General features: G+C 61.9%; 22 protein-coding genes. 19 read left to right on the top strand and 3 right to left on the bottom strand.

All coding sequences use genetic code 11. From position 1 onward, the window contains the following. Nucleotides 1–19: 19 nt before the first annotated feature. Both xth and erpA read right to left on the bottom strand, forming a co-directional pair. Nucleotides 20–802, bottom strand: coding sequence for an exodeoxyribonuclease III (gene xth, locus AACL53_RS12560; protein ID WP_339084854.1), 783 nt, complete (start codon nt 800–802; stop codon nt 20–22). 109 nt (nt 803–911) lie between these two features. Next, a complete protein-coding gene (erpA, locus tag AACL53_RS12555; protein WP_339084853.1) occupies nt 912–1,235 on the bottom strand; it encodes an iron-sulfur cluster insertion protein ErpA in 324 nt (107 codons plus the stop codon). Nucleotides 1,236–1,341: 106 nt separating this feature from the next. Here erpA and AACL53_RS12550 point away from each other — a divergent pair, with 106 nt between their 5' ends. The 13 genes from AACL53_RS12550 (at nt 1,342) to AACL53_RS12490 (ending at nt 15,579) form a co-directional block, all read left to right on the top strand. Beyond that, nucleotides 1,342–2,568 (top strand): deoxyguanosinetriphosphate triphosphohydrolase, encoded by a 1,227-nt coding sequence (locus tag AACL53_RS12550; RefSeq protein WP_339084852.1) that lies wholly within the window; start codon nt 1,342–1,344, stop codon nt 2,566–2,568. Nucleotides 2,569–2,644: 76 nt separating this feature from the next. Continuing rightward, complete coding sequence (argS, locus tag AACL53_RS12545) at nt 2,645–4,402, top strand: arginine--tRNA ligase (protein ID WP_339084851.1); 1,758 nt, start codon at nt 2,645–2,647, stop codon at nt 4,400–4,402. A gap of 62 nt (nt 4,403–4,464) precedes the next feature. Beyond that, on the top strand, nt 4,465–6,264 hold the full coding sequence (locus AACL53_RS12540; protein ID WP_339084849.1) for an SPOR domain-containing protein: 1,800 nt from the start codon (nt 4,465–4,467) through the stop codon (nt 6,262–6,264). Between the two features lie 108 nt (nt 6,265–6,372). After that, a complete protein-coding gene (gene nagZ, locus AACL53_RS12535) occupies nt 6,373–7,395 on the top strand; it encodes a beta-N-acetylhexosaminidase (RefSeq protein ID WP_339084847.1) in 1,023 nt (340 codons plus the stop codon). 69 nt (nt 7,396–7,464) lie between these two features. After that, nucleotides 7,465–8,301 (top strand): ScpA family protein, encoded by an 837-nt coding sequence (locus tag AACL53_RS12530; RefSeq protein WP_339084846.1) that lies wholly within the window; start codon nt 7,465–7,467, stop codon nt 8,299–8,301. A gap of 39 nt (nt 8,302–8,340) precedes the next feature. Continuing rightward, on the top strand, nt 8,341–9,219 hold the full coding sequence (gene scpB, locus AACL53_RS12525) for an SMC-Scp complex subunit ScpB (RefSeq protein ID WP_339084845.1): 879 nt from the start codon (nt 8,341–8,343) through the stop codon (nt 9,217–9,219). A 248-nt stretch (nt 9,220–9,467) separates the two neighbouring features. Next, nucleotides 9,468–9,677, top strand: a complete 210-nt coding sequence (locus AACL53_RS12520) for a twin-arginine translocase TatA/TatE family subunit (RefSeq protein WP_092868136.1) — start codon at nt 9,468–9,470, stop codon at nt 9,675–9,677. A 47-nt stretch (nt 9,678–9,724) separates the two neighbouring features. After that, nucleotides 9,725–10,183 carry a Sec-independent protein translocase protein TatB gene (tatB, locus tag AACL53_RS12515; protein WP_339084844.1) on the top strand — a complete coding sequence of 153 codons (459 nt, stop codon included), beginning with the start codon at nt 9,725–9,727 and terminating at the stop codon, nt 10,181–10,183. 4 nt (nt 10,184–10,187) lie between these two features. Next, entirely contained in the window at nt 10,188–11,018 is an 831-nt protein-coding gene (gene tatC, locus AACL53_RS12510; protein WP_339084843.1) for a twin-arginine translocase subunit TatC, read from the top strand. Nucleotides 11,019–11,166: 148 nt separating this feature from the next. Beyond that, nucleotides 11,167–11,316, top strand: coding sequence for a hypothetical protein (locus tag AACL53_RS12505; RefSeq protein WP_339084842.1), 150 nt, complete (start codon nt 11,167–11,169; stop codon nt 11,314–11,316). Nucleotides 11,317–11,436: 120 nt separating this feature from the next. Then, nucleotides 11,437–12,717: a serine--tRNA ligase gene (gene serS / locus AACL53_RS12500; protein ID WP_339084841.1), complete on the top strand. Its 1,281-nt coding sequence runs from the start codon at nt 11,437–11,439 to the stop codon at nt 12,715–12,717. 151 nt (nt 12,718–12,868) lie between these two features. After that, nucleotides 12,869–13,633, top strand: coding sequence for a 5'/3'-nucleotidase SurE (gene surE, locus AACL53_RS12495; RefSeq protein ID WP_339084840.1), 765 nt, complete (start codon nt 12,869–12,871; stop codon nt 13,631–13,633). A gap of 287 nt (nt 13,634–13,920) precedes the next feature. Beyond that, a complete protein-coding gene (locus tag AACL53_RS12490) occupies nt 13,921–15,579 on the top strand; it encodes a LysM peptidoglycan-binding domain-containing protein (protein WP_339084839.1) in 1,659 nt (552 codons plus the stop codon). Nucleotides 15,580–15,844: 265 nt separating this feature from the next. Here AACL53_RS12490 and AACL53_RS12485 read toward each other — a convergent pair whose 3' ends face one another. Further along, on the bottom strand, nt 15,845–16,708 hold the full coding sequence (locus tag AACL53_RS12485; RefSeq protein WP_339084838.1) for an ATP-binding protein: 864 nt from the start codon (nt 16,706–16,708) through the stop codon (nt 15,845–15,847). Between the two features lie 227 nt (nt 16,709–16,935). Between AACL53_RS12485 and yajC the strand changes: the two genes are divergently transcribed. The 6 genes from yajC (at nt 16,936) to AACL53_RS12455 (ending at nt 23,741) form a co-directional block, all read left to right on the top strand. Next, nucleotides 16,936–17,274: a preprotein translocase subunit YajC gene (gene yajC, locus AACL53_RS12480; protein ID WP_339084837.1), complete on the top strand. Its 339-nt coding sequence runs from the start codon at nt 16,936–16,938 to the stop codon at nt 17,272–17,274. Between the two features lie 88 nt (nt 17,275–17,362). After that, nucleotides 17,363–18,982, top strand: coding sequence for a protein translocase subunit SecD (gene secD, locus AACL53_RS12475; RefSeq protein ID WP_339084836.1), 1,620 nt, complete (start codon nt 17,363–17,365; stop codon nt 18,980–18,982). An 18-nt stretch (nt 18,983–19,000) separates the two neighbouring features. Then, entirely contained in the window at nt 19,001–19,972 is a 972-nt protein-coding gene (secF, locus tag AACL53_RS12470) for a protein translocase subunit SecF (RefSeq protein ID WP_339086934.1), read from the top strand. A 30-nt stretch (nt 19,973–20,002) separates the two neighbouring features. After that, nucleotides 20,003–20,380: an Mth938-like domain-containing protein gene (locus AACL53_RS12465; protein WP_339084835.1), complete on the top strand. Its 378-nt coding sequence runs from the start codon at nt 20,003–20,005 to the stop codon at nt 20,378–20,380. A 38-nt stretch (nt 20,381–20,418) separates the two neighbouring features. Then, complete coding sequence (locus tag AACL53_RS12460) at nt 20,419–21,252, top strand: squalene/phytoene synthase family protein (RefSeq protein ID WP_339084834.1); 834 nt, start codon at nt 20,419–20,421, stop codon at nt 21,250–21,252. Between the two features lie 20 nt (nt 21,253–21,272). Next, nucleotides 21,273–23,741, top strand: coding sequence for a hypothetical protein (locus AACL53_RS12455; protein ID WP_339084833.1), 2,469 nt, complete (start codon nt 21,273–21,275; stop codon nt 23,739–23,741). The last annotated feature ends 9 nt before the right edge of the window (nt 23,742–23,750 follow it).

Genomic DNA, 23,750 nt, shown 5'->3' with positions numbered 1-23,750 from the left:
TTGCCGGCCGCGAAACGCCTCAAGAATTCAGCTTGATCCAGACCGGCACGTGATCCGACGGCTTTTCCTGCGCCCGCGTATCGCGATCTATGCCTGACGAGCGCAAGAGATCGGCGGCTTGGCTCGACAGCAGCATGTGGTCGATCCGGATGCCGTCGTCCTTCTGAAACGCCCCGGCCTGATAATCCCAGAACGTGTAAACGCCGGGCCCAGGATGGCAGGCGCGCGTCGCATCCGTAAAACCGAGATTGACGAGCGTGCGCCAAGCGGCGCGGCTCTCAGGCTGAAACAGCGCGTCGTTGACCCAAGCCTGAGGACGCTTCGCATCTTCATTTTCCGGAATGACATTGAAGTCACCCGCGAGCACAAGTGGCATCTCGTCTTCGAGCAGAGCGGCTGCCCGGGCCTGCATCCGCTTCATCCATGCGAGCTTGTAGGCGAACTTCTCGGTGCCGATCGGATTGCCGTTCGGCAGATAAAGGGAAACGACGCGAACCATGCTGTCGCCGAGCGCGACCGACGCTTCGATCCAGCGCGCATGTTGGTCGAGTTCATCGCCGGGCAAACCGCGCGTCACATCTTCGAGCGGCGACTTCGAGAGAATGGCGACGCCGTTGAAGCCCTTCTGCCCATTGGTCTCGACGTTGTAGCCGAGATCCTGAAAAGCCGAAGTCGGGAAGCCTTCGTCGACCGACTTGATTTCCTGAAGACACACGACGTCGGGGGAATGCTGGCGCAGGTATGCGAGCGCCGATTCAAGCCGCGCCTTGACGCCGTTTATGTTCCAAGTTGCGATGATCATGGCGAGGGGGCGATTTCAAGCGAAGGGAGCACCGGTTCGCGTGCACGAGATGCGATGAACCGAAAACCAGATGTGCCACTCAATCAGCGACAAATCAAATCGGGATGATTCAGATCGAAAAACTGGTCCCGCAACCGCATGAGGCGGTGGCGACCGGGTTGGTGATCTTGAAAGCGGCGCCGATGAGATCGTCGACGAAATCGATCTGGGCGCCCTCCATGTATTGCGCCGAAACCGGGTCAATGACGACGATTGCGCCGTTTCGTTCGATGACGAGGTCGTCATCGGTTCGGGCGCCGACCAGATCGAACTTATATTGAAAACCGGAGCAACCGCCGCCCTCGACCGAAACGCGCAAAATCGGCGCTTCCGCCTCGGTCGCGGTTATCTCGGAAATTCGGGTCGCGGCGCGCTCTGTGACGGTAATGGTCATTTGTGTCATCGGTTGCAGACAGTTATCCAACCACCACCACTAGCGGCGGCCGTACGCAAGAGATAGGAAAGCGGCTGACGAAGTCAAATGCTAAGCGCATCGAACAATGATAGCGAGCCTTAAACCGGTCTCCGAGACCCTGGATTACGGGCTGAGCCTAAGGCCGGGAGAACGCTCTCCGGCCCCCTATGCCGCGAGCGGAGTTCCATCCCGCGGCCGCTACCATGCCGAATCGGAATGCGGCGCACGCGGTCCATTCCAGCGCGACCGCGACCGGGTGCTCCATTCGACCGCCTTCCGCCGTTTGACCTATAAGACGCAAGTCTTCTTGCCGCACGAGGGCGATCACTTTCGAACGCGCCTGACCCATTCACTGGAAGTGGCGCAGATCGCCCGCACGATTGCACGGCAGCTTCGGCTCGACGAAGACCTCGCGGAAACGATCGCGCTCGCCCACGATCTCGGACACTCGCCGTTCGGACATGCGGGCGAGCGCGCGCTCGATACCGAGATGCGCCCCTTCGGCGGCTTCGATCACAACGCGCAGTCGCTTCGCGTCGTGACCACGCTCGAACGGAAGTATCTGTCGTTCGATGGTCTGAACCTCACCTGGGAAACGCTCGAAGGCCTGGCAAAACACAATGGCCCCGTGCGGAGCGCGTCCGCCGTCGCCAAGGTCGCGCGCCACATCGAAGCCTGGTGCTCCCTGAAGCTCGATCAATGGCCCTCCGCCGAAGCGCAAGTCGCGAGTCTCGCCGACGATATTGCCTACCTCTCGCACGACGTCGACGACGGGCTTCGCGCCGGGCTGATCACATTCGATACGCTCCATGGAGCACCGCTCGCCGGACCGATCGCGGGCGAGGTGAAGGCTGTCGCACAGGGCGCCGAGAGTGGCCGCGCCATCTACGAAGTGACCCGGCGCATGATCACCGCGATGGTCGGTGACGTCGTGACCGAAAGCCGGCGGCGGCTTGCGGGGTTAGCTCCAGGCTCCCCCGACGACATCCGCGCCGCGGGCAACGCGGCAATTGCTTTTTCGGACGCCATGACGCTCGACCTCGCGCACCTGAAGAACTTTCTCTTCGGTGCCGTCTATCACCATCGGCGGGTTCTCGACGTCATGGAGAAGGCCGAAAACGTGGTTCGCGACCTGTTTAGGAAATACTATTCCGATGCCGGTACGCTGCCCGCTGGCTGGCGCGAGGCGCTGCGGGGCCTTGATGACCGTCACCGGGCGCGCGTCGCTTGCGACTTTCTGGCGGGACAGACCGACCGCTACGCGCTCGCGGAACATCGCCGCCTGTTTGACGCCACCCCGGAACTGGGCTAGGCGCGAGGCTTCGCATTCCCGCGCTTGCGGCCGGCTCGACGAAGGAGAGTCGCCCGCGCGAATTAAAAGGATTCCTATGAACGTTTTCGCTGACGTCGTTGCCCGGGTCCGCACTGCGCTGACAGATCTTCAGTCCGAGGGATTTCTCCCCAAGGACATCGACCTTCCGGCGTTCGACGCCGAGCCTCCGCGCGATCCGAGCCACGGCGATGTCGCCGTCAACGCCGCGATGGTTCTCGCGAAGTCTGCAAAGATGAAGCCGCGCGACATCGCGGAAGCTTTGAAAGCCAAGCTCGAAACTGCGCCCGACGTCGCCAAGATCGACGTCGCCGGACCAGGCTTCTTGAACATCACCTTCAAGACCGGCGTCTGGCAGTCGCTGGTCCGCACGATTCTGAAAGAGGGATCGGCCTTCGGCCGCGGCGCAGCCGGCCACGGCGAGAAACTCGACGTCGAATACGTTTCGGCAAACCCGACCGGTCCGATGCACGTCGGGCATTGCCGCGGTGCCGTATTCGGCGATGCGCTGGCGAACCTCCTCGTCTTCGCGGGCTTCGACGTGGCGCGCGAATATTACATCAATGACGCCGGCGGCCAGGTGAACGTGCTCGCGCGGTCCGCGTTTCTTCGTTACCGCGAGGCGCTGGGCGAGAACATCGGCGCGATCCCCGAGGGCCTCTATCCGGGCGAATACCTGAAGCCGGTCGGTGAAGCGCTGGCGGCCGACCACGGCACGTCGCTGCTCGACATGCCCGAAGAGCGCTGGCTGCCGCTCGTCCGCTCTTTCGCCATTTCGAGGATGATGGAGATGATCAAGGACGATCTGGCCGCGCTCAACATTCGCCATGACGTCTTTTTCTCGGAAGCATCCCTCACGGACGGCCGCGATCAGGTCAAGGCCGCGATCGAAGTGCTGCGGAAGAAGGGCCTGATCTACGAGGGCACGCTCGAAAAGCCCAAGGGCCACGACGATGCCGAGTGGGAAGATCGCGTCCAGACGCTCTTCAAGTCGACGGCCTTCGGCGACGACGAAGACCGCGCGCTGCAGAAATCCGATGGCAGCTACACGTACTTCGCCGGCGACGTCGCCTACCACTACGACAAGTTGCAACGTGGCTTCCGCCACCTGATCAACGTCTTCGGCGCCGATCACGTCGGTTACATCCCGAGAATGAAGGCGGCGGTCACGGCGCTGTCCGATGGAACGGCAGACCTCGACGTGAAGGTCGTGCAACTCGTGCGGCTCTTCAAAGCCGGCGAGCCGTACAAGATGTCGAAGCGGGCCGGCACCTTCGTGACGCTGCGCGATGTTGTCGACGAGGTCGGCCGCGACCCCGTTCGCTTCATGATGCTCTACCGGAAAAACCAGGAAACGCTGGACTTCGATTTCGCCAAAGTGACGGAGCAGTCGAAGGACAACCCCGTCTTCTACGTGCAATACGCGCATGCTAGGGCGGCGAGTGTTCTACGGAACGCAGTCGAGCAGGTTGCCGGATTAGACGTGTCTGTTGAAGCTCTCGAGAAGGCCGACCTCTCGATCCTGACGGATCCGGGAGAGCTCGATCTGATCCGGCGCCTCGCGAGTTTCCCACGACTGATCGAGGGAGCAGCGGCGGCGCACGAGCCGCATCGGGTTGCATTCTATCTCTACGACCTCGCGAGCGCTCTCCACACCCAATGGACACGAGGCAATGATTCGCCACATTTACGATTTATTCAGGCAAATGACGGGGTTGCGACTTCGGCGAGGTTGGGGCTGATTTTCGCGACAAAGACGGTGATAAGATCGGGACTCCAAATCCTCGGCGTCGAGGCGCCCGAAGCGATGCGCTAAAGTCTCGAATCGACGATTAGGCGCAACCACAGCTTGCGCCCCACTTTAAGGGGGTTTCCGCGATGTCCTCGCAGAACGCATTTCCCGGGCCGAACGCCGCCAGGCCGGCTGCCCGCCCCAACGCGCAACCGCAAAATTCCCAGCCGCCGTGGGTCAATCCGCAGCCTCAGCCATCGCGCGCGCCGCAATCGGATAATGGCTGGCCAGGCCAGCGTCAGCACGACCAGCGCCAGCATGGTCAGCACCAGCAGCCCGCGCCGAAGTATCCAACCTTTCCCGAGCCCGGTTTCGGCGCCCAGGCGCCCGAGCCGCAGGCTTATGGCGGCGGTGGCCAGTGGAGCGAGCTGCAGCCGTCTGCAGCCCCGAGCCGCGGAAGCTACGGCGGCTATCAACAGCCGGCCCACGCCGAGCAGGCTGACCCTTATGCCCCGCAATTCGAGCCCTACGTGCCGCCGTCGCGGCCAAGCTTCGCCCCCCAGCAGGCGCAGCCGGCGCAGGGCTACGGTGCCCAGAGCCAACCGGCGCCGCAGTGGCCCGCACGGAATTTAGACCGGAACGCAGATCCGCACGGCTTTGATAACGGCAGCTACGCGGCCCCCTCGTTTGCCCCGCAACCGGCACCACAGCCGATGCATGCGCAGCCGACCTTCGGACAACAGCAGTATCACGACAACGAGTTGAGCGCGGCCGACTGGGCAGGTCCCCATGACAGTTTTGAGCACGACCCGTATCAGCAGAATCATGGGTCCCACCACGGGGATGCACAACTCGGTTTCGGCCAAGCCGAAGGCGGCGAGTTGGAGCCCGTCTACGGCGAGGAAGACGTCGAATACGAGGACGAAGAAGAGGCGCCCCGCGGCCGCCGGCCGTTGATGATCGTGGCGGCTCTCGTCGGCGCCATCGTGATCGGCGGCACCATGGCCTATGGGTACAAAAAACTCACGGGCCCCTCCAATCCACAGGGTGATCCGCCGGTCATCAAGAGCGCAGAATTGCCCTCGAAGACGAAGCCCGCCGACGCCGGCGGAAAGCAATTTCCCTATTCCGATACGAAGATCATGGGCCGCCTGGGCGACGGCACATCGTCGGCGCAAGCGGATGAGGCAAACAATTCCGGCCAAGGCGCGCCGTCTGACAGCTCCGGCGACTCGGCGAACTCATCGCCCGCCGACGATGGCGGCGCACGCAAAGTCTCGACTTTGGTCGTCGGCCGCGACGGGTCGATCCAGTCTTCCACCCCACCTGATCAGCAGCCCCAGCCGGGTGACACTGGCGTTCCAGGCACCGCGCTGGTGGACTTCGGGCAGCACCCGGTCGTGGGCATGGGCGGTCCGGCGACCGCCCCCACGATGAATAGCCCGCCCGTACGGCCCCAACCAATGAATGCCGAGGCCGCAACGCCCGCGCCGGTCAAGAAGGTGGTGAAGCCCGTCAAAATCGCGAAAATCAATTCCGTCGATGCGACCGGAAGCGCCGACGACAGCGCTGAAGCTCCAGCTGCACCGCCGAAAAAGCTCAAGAAGGTCGCGCGGGCCGAGCCGACGGTCGAAACGGACGCTACGGCGGATGCACCCCCGGTTATCCCATCTTCAGGAGGGGGGACCGGCTTCGTCGCCGTGCTCGCATCCGTCCCCCGCTCCGATACAAGCCGCATCGACGCTTTGAAGCGCTTTGCCGACATGCAGCAGAAATACGGTAGCGCACTCGCAGGAAAAACGCCGGACATCGCGTCCGCAACCCTCGCCAAGGGCCCCTATGACCGCCTCGTCGTCGGGCCGCCGGGATCGCGGGAAGAGGCGAGCAACGTGTGTTCGCAGCTCAAGGCTCAAGGCTACAAAGATTGCTGGGTCACCTCTTACTGATATCCTGAACGTCCGTGATATTTACCCGGCTGGTGCACCCGCACCGGCCGGTTGCATTTGAGCGGCGTTTGATACGCCAAGACATCGGCCCCGGAGGGCCAAGTTGCGATGACCGCAAGCCTGATTGCCGGCCTCTCCGGCATCGCCATGACGGACGACGAACGGCGCTTCTATCGCGACGTCCAGCCGGCGGGAGTGATTCTATTCGCCCGCAACGTCGCCGATCGTGACCAGTTGAAGCGATTGGTCGACGAAGCGCGAGACGCCGTTGGCCGGCAGGATTTTCTCGTCCTGATCGATCAGGAAGGCGGCCGCGTCCAGCGCCTGAGGCCCCCGATTGCGCGATCGCTTCCGCCCGCAGCCGTCTACGCGGCGCTCTATGCTCAGGATCCAGAACGGGCGATACGTGCAGCCTTCGCGGTGGCAAGGCTCACGGGTGAGGAACTCCGGGCGTTCGGCATCACGATGAACTGCGCGCCCGTGGCCGACCTTCCCGTCGACGGTTCGCACGAGATCATCAGCGACCGCGCTTATGGCTCAACTGTCGCGGAGGTCGTGGCATTGGCGGAGGCCGTTGCGGAGGGCTATCTCGCGAGCGGTGTCGTTCCGGTCGTCAAGCATATTCCCGGTCACGGCCGGGCGACGGCCGACAGCCACCTGTCGTTGCCCGTCGTTTCGACCTCGCGCCAAACGCTGTCGGAGACGGACTTCGCCCCCTTCAAGGCGCTGGCAGGCCTGCCGGCTGCGATGACGGCCCACGTTGTTTATTCGACAATCGATGCCGCCAATCCGGCAAGCACGTCAGCCATCGTGACGCGCGAGATCATCCGCGGCGAAATCGGCTTCGATAACCTTCTGATGAGCGACGATCTCAGCATGAAAGCGCTGAGCGGGCCGATGCGAGCGCGGGCCGAAGCGGTAATTGCCGCAGGGTCGGACCTCGCGCTCCATTGCAACGGCGATCTCGACGAAATGCGGGCGGCGGCAGAAGGCGTGCCGGCCCTCGAAGGCCGAGCCGCCGAAAGATTCGCGGCCGCTTGCTCTTGCATCAGCCGCATCGAACCCTACCATAAAGAGGAGGCGCTGCAACTCTTGGCGGGCCTCCAGGGCCAGCAGACTCCCGCTGTCTGAATCAGTGTAGTGTCAACGCCGCGCCTTCGATCGCGAGCGGCGCCAGACAGGAAAAAAAATCGAGATCCGATGGACGAGACGGCAGCGCAAGGCGAAAGCGGTGACTCCGGCTGGGACGCTTCAGGCCTTGAAAACATGCCGGCTGACGGCGAAGCCTTCGTCGTCGATATCGAGGGCTTCGAAGGCCCGCTCGACCTGTTGCTGGCTCTCGCCCGGACCCAAAAAGTCGACCTGACGAAGATTTCGATCCTTGCCCTGGTCGAACAATACCTCGGCTTCATCGCCGAAGCGCAGCTCATGAAGCTCGAGCTCGCCGCCGACTACCTCGTCATGGCGGCATGGCTGGCTTACCTCAAATCGCGTCTTCTGCTGCCGAAGGAAAAGGACAACGCCGAGACCGCCTCCGCCGAAGAGATGGCGCAGCGCCTGTCGTTCCGCCTGATGCGGCTCGAAGCGATGCGCGACAAGGCTGCGATATTGCTGACGCGCCGGCGTCTTGACCAAGATGTGTTTGCGCGCGGCCAGCCGGAGCACGTCAAGGTCACGCGCGACACGACTTACACCGTGACGGTCTACGATCTGCTCAAGGCCTACGCCGACCAGAGAAAGCACACCATTCGCGTCGTCCACGTCGTAAAGGCTCGGCGCGTCTGGTCGATCAAGGAGGCGCGGCAGCGTCTCGAAAGACTGGTCGGAGCAAGCGCCGGCGACTGGGCGCAACTTGATCTGTTCCTCGAACAATATCTGCCGAGGAACGAGGAAGAGCGTTCGGCGCTAGCAAGTTCTTTCGGCGCAACTCTCGAGATGGCGCGCGAAGGGTTAATCGAGCTTCGCCAGGATGAACCTTTCGCGCCGATCTATATGCGCAAACGCGAAGCAGGGGCGACGTGGGAAAAGATCGGCTAGATACGCCGAAACACCGCTATAAGGGGGCTCGAAAAAGCCATGGTTCCGCCGAGACTGACATTGGTGTCGGACAACACGCGCGAGAAAAGTGAAACGGCTCCCGGCGAGGACGCGGAAGGGGCGCGCGCCGGTGGAGCAGCGAGCCGGTCAACCGCCGCTCTAAGCGACCCCGACGCCGCAATCGATCACCTCTCGAAAAGTATCGAGCGCGAGAAGCTGCGCCGGCTCGAAGCCATGCTTTTCGCTTCATCCCAACCCCTCGACGCCAAGTCTCTCGCGCGCTGCCTCGATGCCAACGACGATGTCCATAGCCTGCTGATCGCCCTTCAGGCCGAATACAAGGATCGCGGCGTGACGCTGGTTCGCGTCGCGGGACGCTGGCAGTTCCGCACCGCTGACGACCTCTCGTTTCTGCTCGAACGTCAGCAGAAGGAAGAGCGCAAGCTTTCGAAAGCGGCGCTCGAGACGCTCGCCATCATCGCCTATCATCAGCCCGTTACGCGGGCAGAGATCGAAGAGATCAGGGGCGTATCCACCTCGCCCGGAACGCTCGACGTGTTGATGGAGGCCGGATGGATTCGTCCGCGCGGACGCCGCAGGGCGCCCGGCCGGCCGCTCACCTACGGCACGACGGAAGATTTCCTCATTCATTTCGGCCTCGACACCATCAAGGATCTGCCGGGCCTCGCCGATCTCAAGGCGGCGGGCCTTCTCGATGCCAACCTGCCGCCGGGATTCACCGTGCCGTCGCCGACGGACGTCGCAGCTCTGATGCCCGACGAGCTTCCGCTGACCGACGATGGCGACGAGGAGGAAGAGCAGTCGGTGCTGCCCCTCGAGGACGATGGCGACGAGCGAAGCGAGGCCCAAGAGCCCGACGAGAGCGGAGAGCCAGAGAAAAAAGAGGGCGAGGACTAATCGCCTCCAGGTTCGCCGGTCGATGGGAGGGGGCAATATTACTTATCATTAATTTGAGCCCCGGCTCTCTGCTTCATCCCGTGAAGCGGGCCTAAACCACCACCCCGAATAGGAATTTTGCAGCCTCTGCCGGTCTGCCGCGCATTCGCAAACCTTGCCGCGCACTGGTGGTTCTGCGATAAGGACATAGATACGAGGAAGCGGTTCAGCCAATGGCCAACGCCGTGCTGCCGCCGAGAGGTCTTCCAATGGGTTTTAGCGCACAACACATTCTTCTGCTCCTGGTGATTGCCCTGCTGCTTTTCGGCCGTGGCAAGATTTCGGAGTTGATGGGCGACGTCGCCAAGGGCATCAAGAGTTTCAAGAAGGGCATGGCCGACGACGAAGAGCCGGTTAAGCCTGCGCCGCGTACGATCGAGAACGAGGCTGTGAATCCTGACCGCACCAAGGTCGGATGATCCCTTCACGCTCATAAGTTCGCGGCTGATCCCGACAAGGTTGCTGGATGTTTGATATCAGCTGGAGCGAGCTTCTGATCCTCGGGATCGTGACGCTGGTTTTCGTCGGCCCGAAGGAACTGCCGGTCTTCATGCGGACGCTCGGCCGCTACGCCGGCGTCGCGCGTCGCCATGCGAACGAGTTCAAGGCCCAATTCGATGCCGCCATGCGCGAAGCCGAGCTCGACTCGATGCGCAAGGAAGTCGAGCAGATGCAGAACTCGATCAACTCGGAAGTCATGAAGGCGAAGTCCTCGATCGACGAAGCGAGCTCCGCGACGAAGATAGAAACGAACGCGAGCGCGCCGCAGCCTTCGCAAGCGATTTCGCCTCAGCCGCCACTGCCGTTGCCGTCAGCGCCGGAAATGGCGCCATCTCCGCCGATGACGGCAGCTCCGCTGCCGGCGCCGCCTCTACCGGCATCCCCGGAGAAATATTCATCTCCCGCAGAGCGGACGGAGTCCTAACGCGATGCAGGAGCGGTTACCGCCGACGGCAGCAGCCCCGGGTATCGAACCCGTGCGCGAAGGCCAAGATGATATCGACGCCAGCAAGGCGCCGTTGCTCGATCACCTGATCGAGCTGCGCCAGCGGCTGATATGGGCGCTCGGCGCTTTCGTCGTCATGTTCTTTCTATGCTTCTCGGTTGCCGGCCACATCTACAACGTGCTCGTGTGGCCCTACATGTGGGCGTCCGGCAGCGACCACGTGAAGTTGATCGCGACCCACTTTCTCGAACAGATCATGACGCAAGTGAAGCTCGCGATGTTCGGCGCGGCCTTCCTGTCGTTTCCGGTGATCGCGACGCAGATTTATAAGTTCGTCGCGCCCGGTCTCTACAAAAACGAACGCCGCGCTTTCCTGCCGTACTTGCTCGCGACGCCCGTGCTTTTCGTCATCGGCGCGATGATGGTCTATTTCATCGCGATGCCGGTGCTGATCCGCTTCTCGATCGGCCTGACGCATATGTCGGGTGAGGGCGTGCCCGAGATCGAGCTGCTGCCGAAGGTGTCCGAATACCTGTCGCTGATCATGACGCTGATCTTCGGCTTCGGTATCGTATTCCAGCTTCCGGTCATCCTGACGCTTCTAGCGCGCACGGGAATCGTGACGTCGGAAGCGTTGGCCAAGGGCCGTCGCTACGCCATCGTCGGAATCTTTGCTGCCGCTGCGCTTCTCACGCCGCCCGATGCCCTGAGTATGTGCATCATGGCGATCCCGACCATCGGGCTCTATGAATTGTCTATCCTTGCCGTCCGCTTCGTTGAGAGACAGCAGGCCAAAGCCAGGGCACAGACATAACAGCCATTCGTTTCCGCACTGACGGAAACGCGCGCATTCCACAATGCCGCAGTAACGCATCCAGGTCGTCAAACATACTCCAGACAACGGGCATCGCATCCTTGAGCGGAGTTCGTTGTTTCCATTGTTGAACCTTGGGAGTTTTTTGATGACCAAATTTTTAAAGCTTATTGTTGCTGCCGTTGCGCTATCCTCCGCCGCCACCACGCTGGCGATGGCCTCTCCAGGTGACGCGGGTTCGGTCGCGGCCTGCGAGGCACATGAATACACCCAGTTCGGATTATGGGACTGCCGCTAAGGCCTTTCGGGGATGACGTCTGCATTACCGGGCGTCATCCCCGTTCTTTGCGCCCCTGGACCGGGCGAAAAGCATCGTATAGGACGGCTCCACGCACCCCGCACGTGAAGAGGCCGACCCGTGTTCGACATCAAATGGATCAGAGACAACGCGACCGCCTTCGATGAGGGTCTGCGCAGACGCGGGCTCGAGCCGCAGTCGGCGAGCCTTATCGCCCTCGACGAAAAGCGCCGCGCGCTCCTGACCGAGTTGCAGGAAGCGCAATCTCAGCGGAACGCGGCATCGAAGGAAATCGGCAAGGCGAAGGCCGCGAAAGACGAAGCAACCGCAACGCGGCTGATGACCGAGGTCGCCGAACTCAAGCAGGCGATCGCCAAAGGCGAAGAGGACGAGCGCAAGCTCGACGCGGAAATTCGCGACGCGCTTTCCGTCATACCCAATACACCGCGCGAGGACGTGCCGTTCGGGACGGACGAAAAAGGCAACGTCGAAATCCGCAAAGTCGGCAAACCCGGGACGTTCGCCTTCACGCCGAAACAGCACTTCGAAATCGGCGAAGCGCTGGGCCTGATGGATTTCGAAGCCGCGCAAAAAATTTCAGGCGCCCGTTTCGTCGTCACCAAAGGCGCAATTGCACGCCTCGAACGCGCCATCGGCAACTTCATGCTCGATTTGCATACGGGCGAATTCGGCTACACCGAAGTCAACCCGCCGCTGCTCGTTAAAGATCAGGCGGCCTACGGTACCGGCAACCTGCCGAAGTTCGCCGAGGACCTTTTCAAGACCACGAATGACTTCTGGCTCATCCCGACGGCCGAAATCCCGCTGACGAACCTTGTCCGCGAGCAGATCCTGGATGAGGCGCAGCTCCCCAAGCGCATGACCGCCTGGACGCAATGCTTCCGTTCCGAAGCAGGCGCAGCCGGACGCGATACACGCGGCATGATCCGCCAGCATCAATTTACGAAGGTCGAACTCGTCTCCGTCGTCACGCCCGAAAAAGCGCTCGAAGAGCACGAGCGCATGACGTCGTGCGCCGAAGAGGTTCTGAAACGCCTCGGCCTGCCGTTCCGCACAATGCTTCTGTGCACGGGCGACATGGGCTTTGCGTCCCAGAAAACCTACGACATAGAAGTCTGGCTGCCCGGGCAGAACACTTATCGCGAGATCTCGTCCTGCTCGGTGTGCGGTGATTTCCAGGCCCGCCGCATGGATGCACGCTTCCGCCCGAAGGACGGTGGCAAGCCGGTCTACGTCCACACGCTCAACGGCTCGGGCCTCGCGGTCGGACGCACGCTGATCGCGGTTCTAGAAAACTATCAGCAGGAAGACGGCAGCGTTGTCATTCCCGATGCACTTCGCCCCTATATGGGTGGCCTCGCGCAAATACAGAAAGCCTAAAATTCCCTCTCCCCATGCCCTGCACTTCGCATGGGGAGAGGGTTAGGGTGAGGGTGAGGGGCGGCCGCTTGCCGCATCGCTGTTGCGGCCCCTCACCCCGACCCTCTCCCCGCAAGGACGGGGCGAGGGAGACAACGCGGCGGAACAACAAATGCGAATTCTTATTACCAACGACGACGGTATCAATGCGCGGGGATTGGAAATCCTGAAGGCGATTGCGCTCGGCATTTCGCCCGATGTCTGGACGGTCGCGCCGGAGACGAACCAATCGGGCACGTCGCATTCGATGACGCTGCACACGCCGCTTCGCCTGCGAAAGCTCGATGAGCGCACATATGCCATCGCGGGTACGCCCACGGACTGCGTAATCATGGCCGTGCGCCACATCCTCAAGGACCAGCCGCCGGATCTCATTTTATCGGGCGTCAATCACGGCTCGAACCTCGCCGAGGACACCACCTATTCCGGCACCGTCGCGGCAGCGATGGAAGGCGCGCTTCTCGGTATCCGCTCGATCGCGCTGTCGCTGATGATGGGATTTGAGGAAGGCGCAAGGCGCGCGCTGTGGGAAACGCCGCTCGCGCACGCGCCATCGCTCATCAAGAAATTGCTCGAAGAGAAATGGGAACCGAAAACCCTCATCAACATCAATTTCCCCGACGCCGATCCACATGAAGTGAAAGGCATTGCCGTCACATCGCAGGGCGTCAGAGATCAAGCGCTGCTCGATATCGACAGCCGAATTGATCCGTGGGGCACGCCCTATTTCTGGTTCGGATTCGAACGGCGGAAATCGACGCTCGTTCCCGGAAGCGATCTTGCGGCAATTGCGGACAACAAAATTTCCGTCACGCCACTGAGCGTCGATCTCACCAACCATGGCTCGTTGAAAATGCTCAACGCCAAGCTGAGCTGAACGGCATCTGCTCGGCCGGCCGACATCCGCGAAAGTCGCCATAAAGACGAAATCCGTCCGCGAATAGAGCGCAATTCTCATCTAATTCGAAAAAACTCCGGCGGTGTGCAAAGCACCGTCGAAGGTCACTTACTTTCCTATTCGGGTCGTATTTCTTGTGAGGGCGGGGAAGCCACCTCAATCGCAAGCAAATGCAACTCGAGACTTCTACATAAAATCACAGCTGGACGTTTACTCTCCGTTAACCGGTTAAAGGTTAATGGATGGTGCGAGTAGAGGTGCGTACCATGATGAGTTGTTTTGGCGTTAGCCAATGCGGGCGCTTGAGCCTCAAGTCCGCGACGGCTGTTTCTCTAATAATTGCAAGCCTTGGCCTTAGCGGCTGCAGCGCGGATGTTACGCGCTTCGACAGCACGTCCTTCAATTTTAACGATAGTCCGGACGCGACGCCGATCCCGTCCGAACCCGTGCGCACAAGTTCATTGGCCGATAACCAAACCGTCGGGGGCTCAACTCCGCGCGGCCCCTACGGCGCGGGCGCATCGTCTGTACAAGTCGCGGCGCTTCCCGAGGCGACCGGCGATCACGGCTCAACTTCCTATTATGCGCCTCCGTCGCCACAGCAGACTTCACCGTCGGCATCCTATCGCCCCACGAAGCCCTTCGCGCGTACGGCAAACGGGCCGAGCTACGGCCGTGACAGCGCCACCGTTCCGTCTGCGCCGCCGGTTACGCCGGCCGCCAAGGGTGAGATGATCGAGGTGCAACCCGGCGATACGCTCTATGGGCTTTCGCGACGTCATCAGGTCTCGCTGACCGAATTGACCTCGCTGAACGGCCTGAGCAATCCGAACTTGAAGCCTGGGCAGAAACTTTATCTCCCGGCCGCGGGCGCCTCGTCCGATCGTAGCAGCGTTGCTGCGGCGAAGGCCGTCGAGGCCGCAACGCCGTTGTCCGTGCCGCTTGCGCCGGCCGCTCCCGAAGTCGTGGCGAACTACAATGGCACTTACACCGTTAAGCCCGGCGATTCCCTCTACGGCGTCGCGCGGTCGAACAATGTCAAATTGGCCGAGCTGCAGCAGGTCAATGGTATCAGCGATCCACGTCGCGTGAAGCCCGGTACGGTGCTGAAGGTGCCGGGCGAAAGCGCAAACGGCGCGCCGTCCCGCATGGCCGAGAGCACACCCGCGCTACCCAGTTATGCGCCGCCGCATACCGCGCCTCCGCTTGCCCCAGCGTCGGCATCGGCAGCTCCTGTCCCGCCCGCTCAATCGACACCGGCCGTGGTCGCACCGATCACGCCTTCCGAGCCCGCGCGCTACGGCGACTCGACGACAGCGCAGCCGACCGTCATCAACGGCGAGAAGCGCGTTGCATCGCTTTCGGATAACAAGATGACGGATGCGTCGCCCGATGCTTCGCCGGCCGTTGCGCCTGTACAAGCGAATGCCACGCAGCCCACGCGGCCCACACCGACGGAACAGAAGCCGTCGCCGCCGGAAGAAAAGGTCGCCGTTGCAGTTCCCTCCGCAGTCGCGGAAGGCGCGGCAAGTTCTGCGAACAATTCCGGCAAGCTCCGTTGGCCGACGATCGGCAAGATCGTAGCGGGCTTTGGCGGCCGCTCCGACGGAACCCATAACGACGGCATCAATCTGCAGGTGCCGCTCGGAACGGAAGTTCACGCCGCAGAGTCAGGCATCGTCGCCTACGCAGGCAGCGAACTTAAAGGCTATGGCAACCTCGTGCTGCTTCGCCACGATAACGGCTGGGTCACTGCCTACGCGCACAACGACGAACTGCTCGTGAAGCGCGGCGACAAGATCAAGCGGGGACAGGTCATCGCGAAGGCCGGCAAAACCGGCTCTGTTGATCAGCCGCAAGTCCACTTCGAATTGCGTCAAGGCTCGAAACCGGTCGATCCGATGCCGTATCTCGAGAAGCTCTGACGCTTTCATCTAGCGCGGGGGAAAACGCGCTGGCACTGAGGGAAAACTGGGGGCCGGATCAAAACGATCCGGCTCTCTTTTTGTTTGGCGCCTGACGACACGCATTCCGCGAGCCGGCCGCCAAGCCCGCGCGGGCGCGAACGGTTTTAACGTCATCCCGGCGAAGGCCGGGATCCATCCAAGCCCATTAACAAACAAGAATCGATCATTGGACGGACGCTCGCCTGCGCGGGCACGACGGAGTTTATGGATCGACGAGAGACCCTTAAACCCTATCCATCGAAGTCTTCGTCCGCCCCGCGAGATCCTGCACGTATTGCCACGCGACCCGGCCTGAGCGCGCGCCGCGCGTCGTCGACCATTCAAGAGCATCCCGTTGCAATTCGTCATCCGCGACCTTGATGCCGAAGTGCTCGACATAGGCTCTGACCATCGCGAGATAGTCGTCCTGGCTCGCGTTGTGAAAGCCGAGCCAGAGCCCGAAACGATCCGAAAGCGAAACTTTCTCTTCCGTCGCTTCGCCGGGATTGATGGCCGTCGCCCGCTCGTTGTCGATCATGTCGCGCGGCATGAGGTGACGGCGGTTGGATGTCGCGTAGAAGATCACGTTCTTCGGACGCCCCTCGATCCCGCCGTCGAGAACGGCCTTGAGCGATTTGTAGCTCGTATCGTCATGATCGAAGGAAAGATCGTCGCTGAAGACGATGAATCGAAACGGCGCGGCTTTGAGGATGGCGAGGCATTTGGGCAGCGAGCCGATATCCTCGCGGTGGATCTCGATGAGCTTCAGGCCGCCGTTCGTGCCGAGCGCGTCGGCGTGCGCCGCTTTTACGAGGCTCGATTTGCCCATGCCGCGTGCGCCCCAGAGCAGGGCGTTATTGGCGGGTAGGCCAGCTGCGAAGCGCCGTGTGTTGTCGAGGAGAATGCCCGCGGTTCTGTCGATGCCCTTGAGAAGGGCCAACGGGACGCGGCTGACCTCGTGAACCGGCTCGAAGCCGGCCGTATCGGCTTGCCACACGAACGCGTCGGCTGCGGTGAAGTCGGCGGTCCGGAGCGGGGAAGGGCTCAAACGCTCGAGAGCGTCGGCAATCCGCTCCAGCAGCGGGCGATAGGCATCAGCGTCTGTCATTAATGGTTTTCCAGGGGGCTAAAAGCCCGGCCGGTTATAAGCCGGGAAAAGCGTGTTTAATCGCTGCGGAAGTCAGTGCCAACGGTCTTTCACAACCCTATGCGAGGTTGCAAAAGGGCTTCGGACCACTATAGTCCGCCCGAATTTGAGGGGCTCATCCCTCCGGCCCATTGGGATCCGGGGCGGTAGTGCTTATTTCAATCGCATCCAGAGGACTATCTTTCCCGATGTTTACGACTTCCGCCTTCGCGCAGACCGCCGCCGCCAGCCCGATGGACCCACTGGGCGGCCTTCTGATTCCGATGCTGGCGATGCTGGCGATCTTCTATTTCCTGCTGATCCGTCCGCAATCGCAGCGCGCGAAGCAGCTTCGGGAGCGCTTGAACGCCGTCCGCCGCGGCGACACGGTCGTCACGGCCGGAGGCATGCTTGGCAAGGTCACGAAAGCTTCCGACACGAGCGACGAAATCGAGGTCGAGCTCGCCGACAATCTGAAGGTCCGCATCGTGAAGAGCACCCTTTTGGAAGTGCGCACCAAGGGCGAACCTGTCAAAGACGCAACGTGATTGACCGTCGCCCGCGTGCGAGAACGTAGCTGCGCCAGATACGCAAGTTTTGATCCGCGCATCTCCTAACGCCTGAGACCCTATTCCGATGCTGCAATTCACACGCACGAAAATCATCCTGATCCTGCTGACCTGCTTCGCAGGTTTCGCAGTGGCAATGCCGAACTTCTTCCCGAAGGAGATGGTCGCGTCGTGGCCATCATTCATACCGAAGAAGCAGTTGCCTCTGGGTCTCGACCTTCAGGGCGGCGCGCATCTTCTGCTCGCCATGGACCAGGACGAGATCAAGAAGGATTGGATGAACAACCTGCGCGATGAATCGCGCAAGATTCTCCGCGATGCGAAAATCGGGTTCACCGGCATCGGCATCCAGGGCACGCAACTTGTCGTCAAGCTCGCAAAGCCCGAAGAGCGCGACGCGGCGATAAAGCAACTCGATAAGGTCAGGCAGACGATCGGCAGCGCCGTGCTCGGCTCCGGCGGCTACGATGTCGAGGTCTCGGCCGGAACTGACCCCGGCACAGTGATCGTGAAGCCGACTGAGGCGGGGCTCCGCGCGCGTATTTCCAACGCCGCGGCCGCATCTATCGAAACGATCAACCGCCGCGTCAATAACTTGGGCACGTCGGAATCGACGATCGTGCGCCAGGGCACCGACCGCATCCTGATCCAGTTCCCTGGCCTGAAAGACACCAAAGAGCTGAAGGCGCTTATCGGCGAAACCGCCAAGCTGACGTTCCACGAAGTGCATCCCTCGCTCAGTGCCGAAGAGGCCAAGCAGACGAGCATTCCGGCAGGTTACAAGATTTACCCGGGTGACAAGAGCGAGGGCCCGTCGGAGTATCTGCTGCGTGAGCAGCCGGTCGTGCAGGGCGACGACCTCGCCGACGCGCAGCCGGGCTTTGACAACCGCTCGAACGAGGCGGTGATCAACTTCCGCTTCAATCAAAGCGGCGCCCGCAAGTTCGGCAACTTCACCAAAGATAACGTCGGCAAGCCTTTTGCGATCGTTCTCGATAACAAGGTCCTTTCGGCACCGGTTATCCGTGAGCCCATCCTCGGCGGTTCCGGCCAGATCTCGGGCAGCTTCGACGTCGACAGCTCGAACCGGCTTGCGGTTCAGCTGAGGTCCGGCTCACTGCCGGCGAAGCTGACGATCGTCGAAGAGCGAACCGTAGGTCCGTCGCTCGGCGCCGACTCGATTGCCGACGGCAAGCGCGCCGGCATCATCGGCGGCATCGCGGTCGTCATGCTGACGATCCTTGCCTATGGCACGTTCGGGATCTTCGCCTGCGTCGGCCTCGTCGTGCACTTGATCTTGACGCTCGCCCTCATGACGCTCATCGGCACGACATTGACGCTGCCGGGCATCGCGGGCTTGGTCCTGGGTGTCGCGATGGCCGTCGACGCGAACGTGCTCATCTACGAGCGCATTCGTGAAGAATTGCGGGCGGGCAAAACTGCCATTTCCGCCATCGACCAAGGGTTCCAGCGCGCATTCATAACGATCGCCGACAGTCAGCTGACGACGCTGGCTTGCGCGCTCATCATGTTCTGGCTGGGCTCCGGTCCGATCCGCGGCTTCGCCGTGACGCTGACGATCGGCATTCTGACGTCGATCTTCGCATCCGTGACGGTCGTCAGGCTGCTCATCTCGTTCTGGCTCAAGGCTCAGCCGAAGGGCCGTATCCAAACCGTGCCGGTCTAGGAGACCACTTCCGTGTTGATGAAATACATTCCGGTCTTCAAGGGGTTCGACTTCTTCCCGCACGACTTGAACTTGCCCTTCATGAAGTTCAAAGGGCCGGCGCTCGTTGCATCCATTATCGCGATGCTGGGATCCATTATCCTCTGCATGACCTACGGTCTGAACTACGGTGTCGACTTCAAGGGCGGCTCGCTGATCGAACTGCAGACGAAGAGCGGCAATGCGGACATCTCGGCGCTGCGCGACAAGCTCAACGGTCTGGGGTTCGGCAACGTCCAGATTCAGGAGTTTGGCACGCCGAACGACGTGCTCGTGCGACTCGAGGAGCAGCCCGGCGGCGAAGCCGCTCAGCAACCCGCCGTTCAGAAGGTGATTGATGCGACCAGCACTGACTATGTTCAGCGTCGCGTCGAGGTGGTCGGCCCCGCCGTGTCGAGCGAATTACGCATGACCGGCTTTATCGCTGTCGCTGCAGGCATCTTGGCAATTGTCTGCTACGTCTGGTTCCGCTTCGAATGGCAGTTTGCTTTGGGCGCCGTCGTGGCGTTGAGCCACGACGTCCTGTTGACCGCGGGCATCTTCTCTTTTTTCCAGCTTGAATTCGATCTTTCGACCGTCGCCGCGCTGCTCACCATTCTCGGATATTCGGTCAACGACACCGTCGTCGTGTCGGACCGAATTCGCGAGAACTTGCGCAAGTTCAAGAAAATGGAACTCAACCAGCTCCTGAATCTGTCGATCAACGAGACGCTGTCGCGCACGATCCTGACGGGTGTGACGGCGATCGCAGTGCTGGTCTCGCTTTACATTTTCGGTGGCGAAGTCATCCGTAGCTTCAACCTCGCGATGCTCTTGGGCGTTGTGATCGGCACCTACTCGTCGATCTTCATCGCAGCCCCGCTGCTGGGCTACCTGGGCGTCAAGCGCGACTGGAGCGACGCGGCTGCGAAAGCGGTTGCCGAGACCAAGACGCGCGGCGCCAAGGCCTGATGCTCGGCGCGAACAAGGAACGCCGCCGTAATGACGCCCGAGGTCGCCCGCTATCCCTATGAAACGGCGATCACGGCCTACGGCAACGGCGGCTTCCGTTTCGCCGAGATGAGCCATCGCGGCTCGGTTATCTGTCTGCCGAGCGGCGTCTACGCATGGGGCGCGACCAACGCCGAAAAGCTCGATGTCGAGGACATCGACTTTCTTCTGAGCCGCCTCGATCCACCGATCACGGTTCTGCTTGGCACAGGCGAGAAGCAACTCTGGCCCGCGCCCGAAGTCTATTCCGCATTTGCGAAAGCCGGCATCGGCCTCGAACCGATGTCGACAGGAGCCGCGGCCCGCACGTACAACATCCTGATCGCAGAAAAGCGAACGATCGCAGCGGCGCTGATCGCGGTGCCGTGAGCGTCCGCGAGGAACCGCCTTCAATCCACGAGTGACGTGTGAGCAACTCCGGCACGCGAGAGATCGATTACGATGCGGTACGGTTGGCGGCTCGCGCCTCGGCGCCGGATCGCTACTACGCCGCGCTCTTCGCCCCCGTGGAGGCTCGCGGCGATCTCATAGCGCTCGCGGCGTTTACTGGCGAAATCGAGAGGATATCGCGCCAAGTCAGCGAGGCGGCGCTCGGCGAAATCCGCGTTGCATGGTGGCGGGACGCATTTTTGAGCCGAGGCGAAAGCGGCCGCTCGGGCAATCCGACGCTCGATGCATTTGCAGAAGTCATCCGGCGCCGCGCGCTCTCGCTCGGCGTCATCGAAGATTATCTCGCAGCCCACGCACACGCTCTCTATGGCGAACCCCCGGCAGATGACGCGGAACTCGGCGAAACATTGCGTATCATCGATGGCACGCCGTTCGCTTTTGCAGGCGCTATCCTGGGTCTCGACTTGGACAAGCCCATCATCGACACCGCAGCCCGGGCATCGGGCCTCGCGCGCATCGGGATCGAGCTGCCATATGCTCTGATGCGGGGTCGCTCGCTGCTGCCGAAGGCGAGGTCTCCGAACCCGTTTGCGGCGGACGAAGCGGAAGATTGGCGCCCGCAAACGGCGTGGCTCGCGAGCGAAGGGCTCAGCGCTCTCGCCGAACTGCGGCGTCATCTCAGGGGTAAACCGGCAACGTTCACAACGCCTTTGTTGCCGCTTGCCCTCGTGGAGCCCTATTTTCGCGCTTTGCAGAACCCTCGGCACGAGCCGGCGCGCGACATATTGGAAATCGCGCCTATCGCTCGATTGTGGCGTATTGCACGCGCGCATTGGTCAGGTCGCGTCTGACGGCCAGGCGAAGAGGGCAGATGACATCAATTTCGAGACGGGTGCTGAAAGGCGTACGTTTGCGCGCGGCGGAGGGTATTCCGCGAGCCAGCCGCAAAGCCTGGTCACGCACAGGGGTGCTGTTCCTTTCGCTGGCCTTCGTCGCGATGAGCTTGATCGCGCCGAACCGCGCTGAAGCCGCTTCGCCTGTCATTACCTGGAAGCTAGAAAACCCGTTCCGCTTCTTCATCGACCCACACGACACGGAAGCGCACCGCGCGACGTACCGAGCGCTCGGGCCGACAGAACGGGCAACGCCCGTCTTAGCCGCAGAGCACGCACTCCAGAGTGGCGATCGCGACGGCTGGGCCGCATCCATGTTCCGCAAGACGTGCTGGAACAACAACCGCTTCAAGTGCGACGCCTACGATGACTACATCAACCCCTCGAACCACGCCGTCATCGTTGAAGTAACGGGCGTCGACGATGCGTCGACGCTGACGTGCACGTGGCTCACGGCGCCGCGAGGCGATTCCAAGAATCCGCGTGGCGACGCGATCACGCAACCGTGCAGCGAGTCGGCGCGCTTCGTCGTGCCCTATCCGGGCGGAGCGATGGTAACCGTCCAGATCGGCGGCCGGGAAGTTTCCAAGACGCTGATCAAGGTTCGCGACGTCCTGATCGCCGGAATGGGAGACAGCTTCGCATCGGGCGAGGGCAACCCCGACCGGGCCGTCCGTTTTTCGCGCGAGCGGACGTCCGACTACAGCACAATCGGACTTTACAGCGGTCTCACGGGGTATCCGGCGCGCATCGGGCCGTGGCGGGATCTCGGCGATAAAACCTTCATCAAGGAGAATGCGCGCTGGCTCGATCAGGCCTGCCATCGTTCGCTCTATTCCGAACAATTGCGCGCAGCATTGCAACTCGCCGTCGAAGACCCGCACCGCGCCGTCACGTTCGTCGGCGTCTCATGCGCAGGCGCCGAGATCACCGACGGACTTTTCCTGCGCTACAAAGGCAACGAGTGGGTTCCGAACCCGCCGCGCCTTTCGCAAATCTCGGCAGTCGCCGAAGCGCAATGCGGAAACAATAAAACGCAGCCGCTCGATCTACCCGAGGCCTTTCACATGAATGGCCAAATACCCCAGCTGCAGAACATCGTTCTCCGTAAGTGTCCGCAGGATGACGCCCGCAAGATCGACCTCGTGCTGCTCTCCATTGGCGGCAACGACATCGGCTTCTCGCGGCTTCTGGCGAACGCGGTCCTCTCGAATGTATCCCTGTTGCGGGAGCTCGGCGGCTGGTTGGGTCAGGTCCACGGCGAGGCCGAAGCGTCCGCCGAACTCGCGACGTTGGGCGCACGCTACAAGTCGCTCAACCGCGCCATTCACAGCATCCTCTACGTGCCTTGGCAGGAAAGCGATCGCATTTTGCTCGTCGCCTATCCGGGTCTGGCTCTCGAAGGCGACGGCAGCCAGATGTGCGGCGATGGCAACTCCGGCATGGAAGTCGTGCCCGACTTCCAATTGGACCGGACCAAGCTGAAGCTCGGCACATGGTTCGCCGACAAGCTGCATCGCCTGATGCGCGATACCTCTTACGAATTCGGCTGGACGTTCGTTGAAACGCACAGGCGTGCCTTCATCGGACGCGGAATATGCGCGGGCCTGAGCGTCGAAGGCGTGAGCGAGGTCGACGACCTCCGGCTTCCCCGCAAGATCGATGGAATATGGACGCCCTATAACCCCGCCGATTATCGGGCCTACGCAGCGCGTCAGCGATGGTTCAGAACGCCGAACGATGCCTTCATGACGGGCAACTTCCACGTCGAGGCCGGGTTGTTGACGAAGGTTCTGCGAATCGAGCCCTTCGCACCTTTCCAGCTCATCTTGGCGTCGACGTACTCCGGCGCGTTCCATCCGACAGCGGAAGGCCAAGCGGCCATCGCCGATGCCGTCGTCGATAAGGCGCGGTCGGTTCTGGCGAAGTACGGTGCAGGCCCGGATGCCGATCCCACGGGCTATGCGGTGCCGTCTCCTGAGGATGTGCCGGCACCCGCGGCGGACGAGCCCGATGCGCAAATTCCGGACATCAATTCGTTGCTTTCAAAGTCGGGTGGCGAAAAAGGTGCAACCGGCACATTGCCTGCCGCGAATGCTTCGCCCGCCGCCGCTGTGCCGGCCGCGGTCACGCCGATGACGAATGACGACGGGACGGAGTCCGGCGCGACGGTCGGAGTTACGTCCGGTGTACCTTCCGATGAGCAGCCGCCGGAAGCCGTGGTCGGACCGCCCCCGGCCGAGAAGGCCGTCGTTCCATCGCCGTCTCCGCCTGTCGATTCTTCAGCGACACCGATAGAAATTCGCCCGCTCAACCGGGAACCGCAGCAGACCCAGACGTCGACGGAACCCGTGCCGCCGCCAGCGTCACCGCCTCCTGCTCAGGAGCCGTTCACGCCGCAACGTTTCGCTCCGGCTTCGGGTGGAACGACGAACGCGACGCCCTAGCCAGCCGTC

The organism is Hyphomicrobium sp. ghe19 (genome assembly GCF_902712875.1).
Lineage (GTDB): Bacteria > Pseudomonadota > Alphaproteobacteria > Rhizobiales > Hyphomicrobiaceae > Hyphomicrobium_B.
Note: the sequence above shows the minus strand (reverse complement) of the source record. Positions and strands in the feature narration are given on the sequence as shown.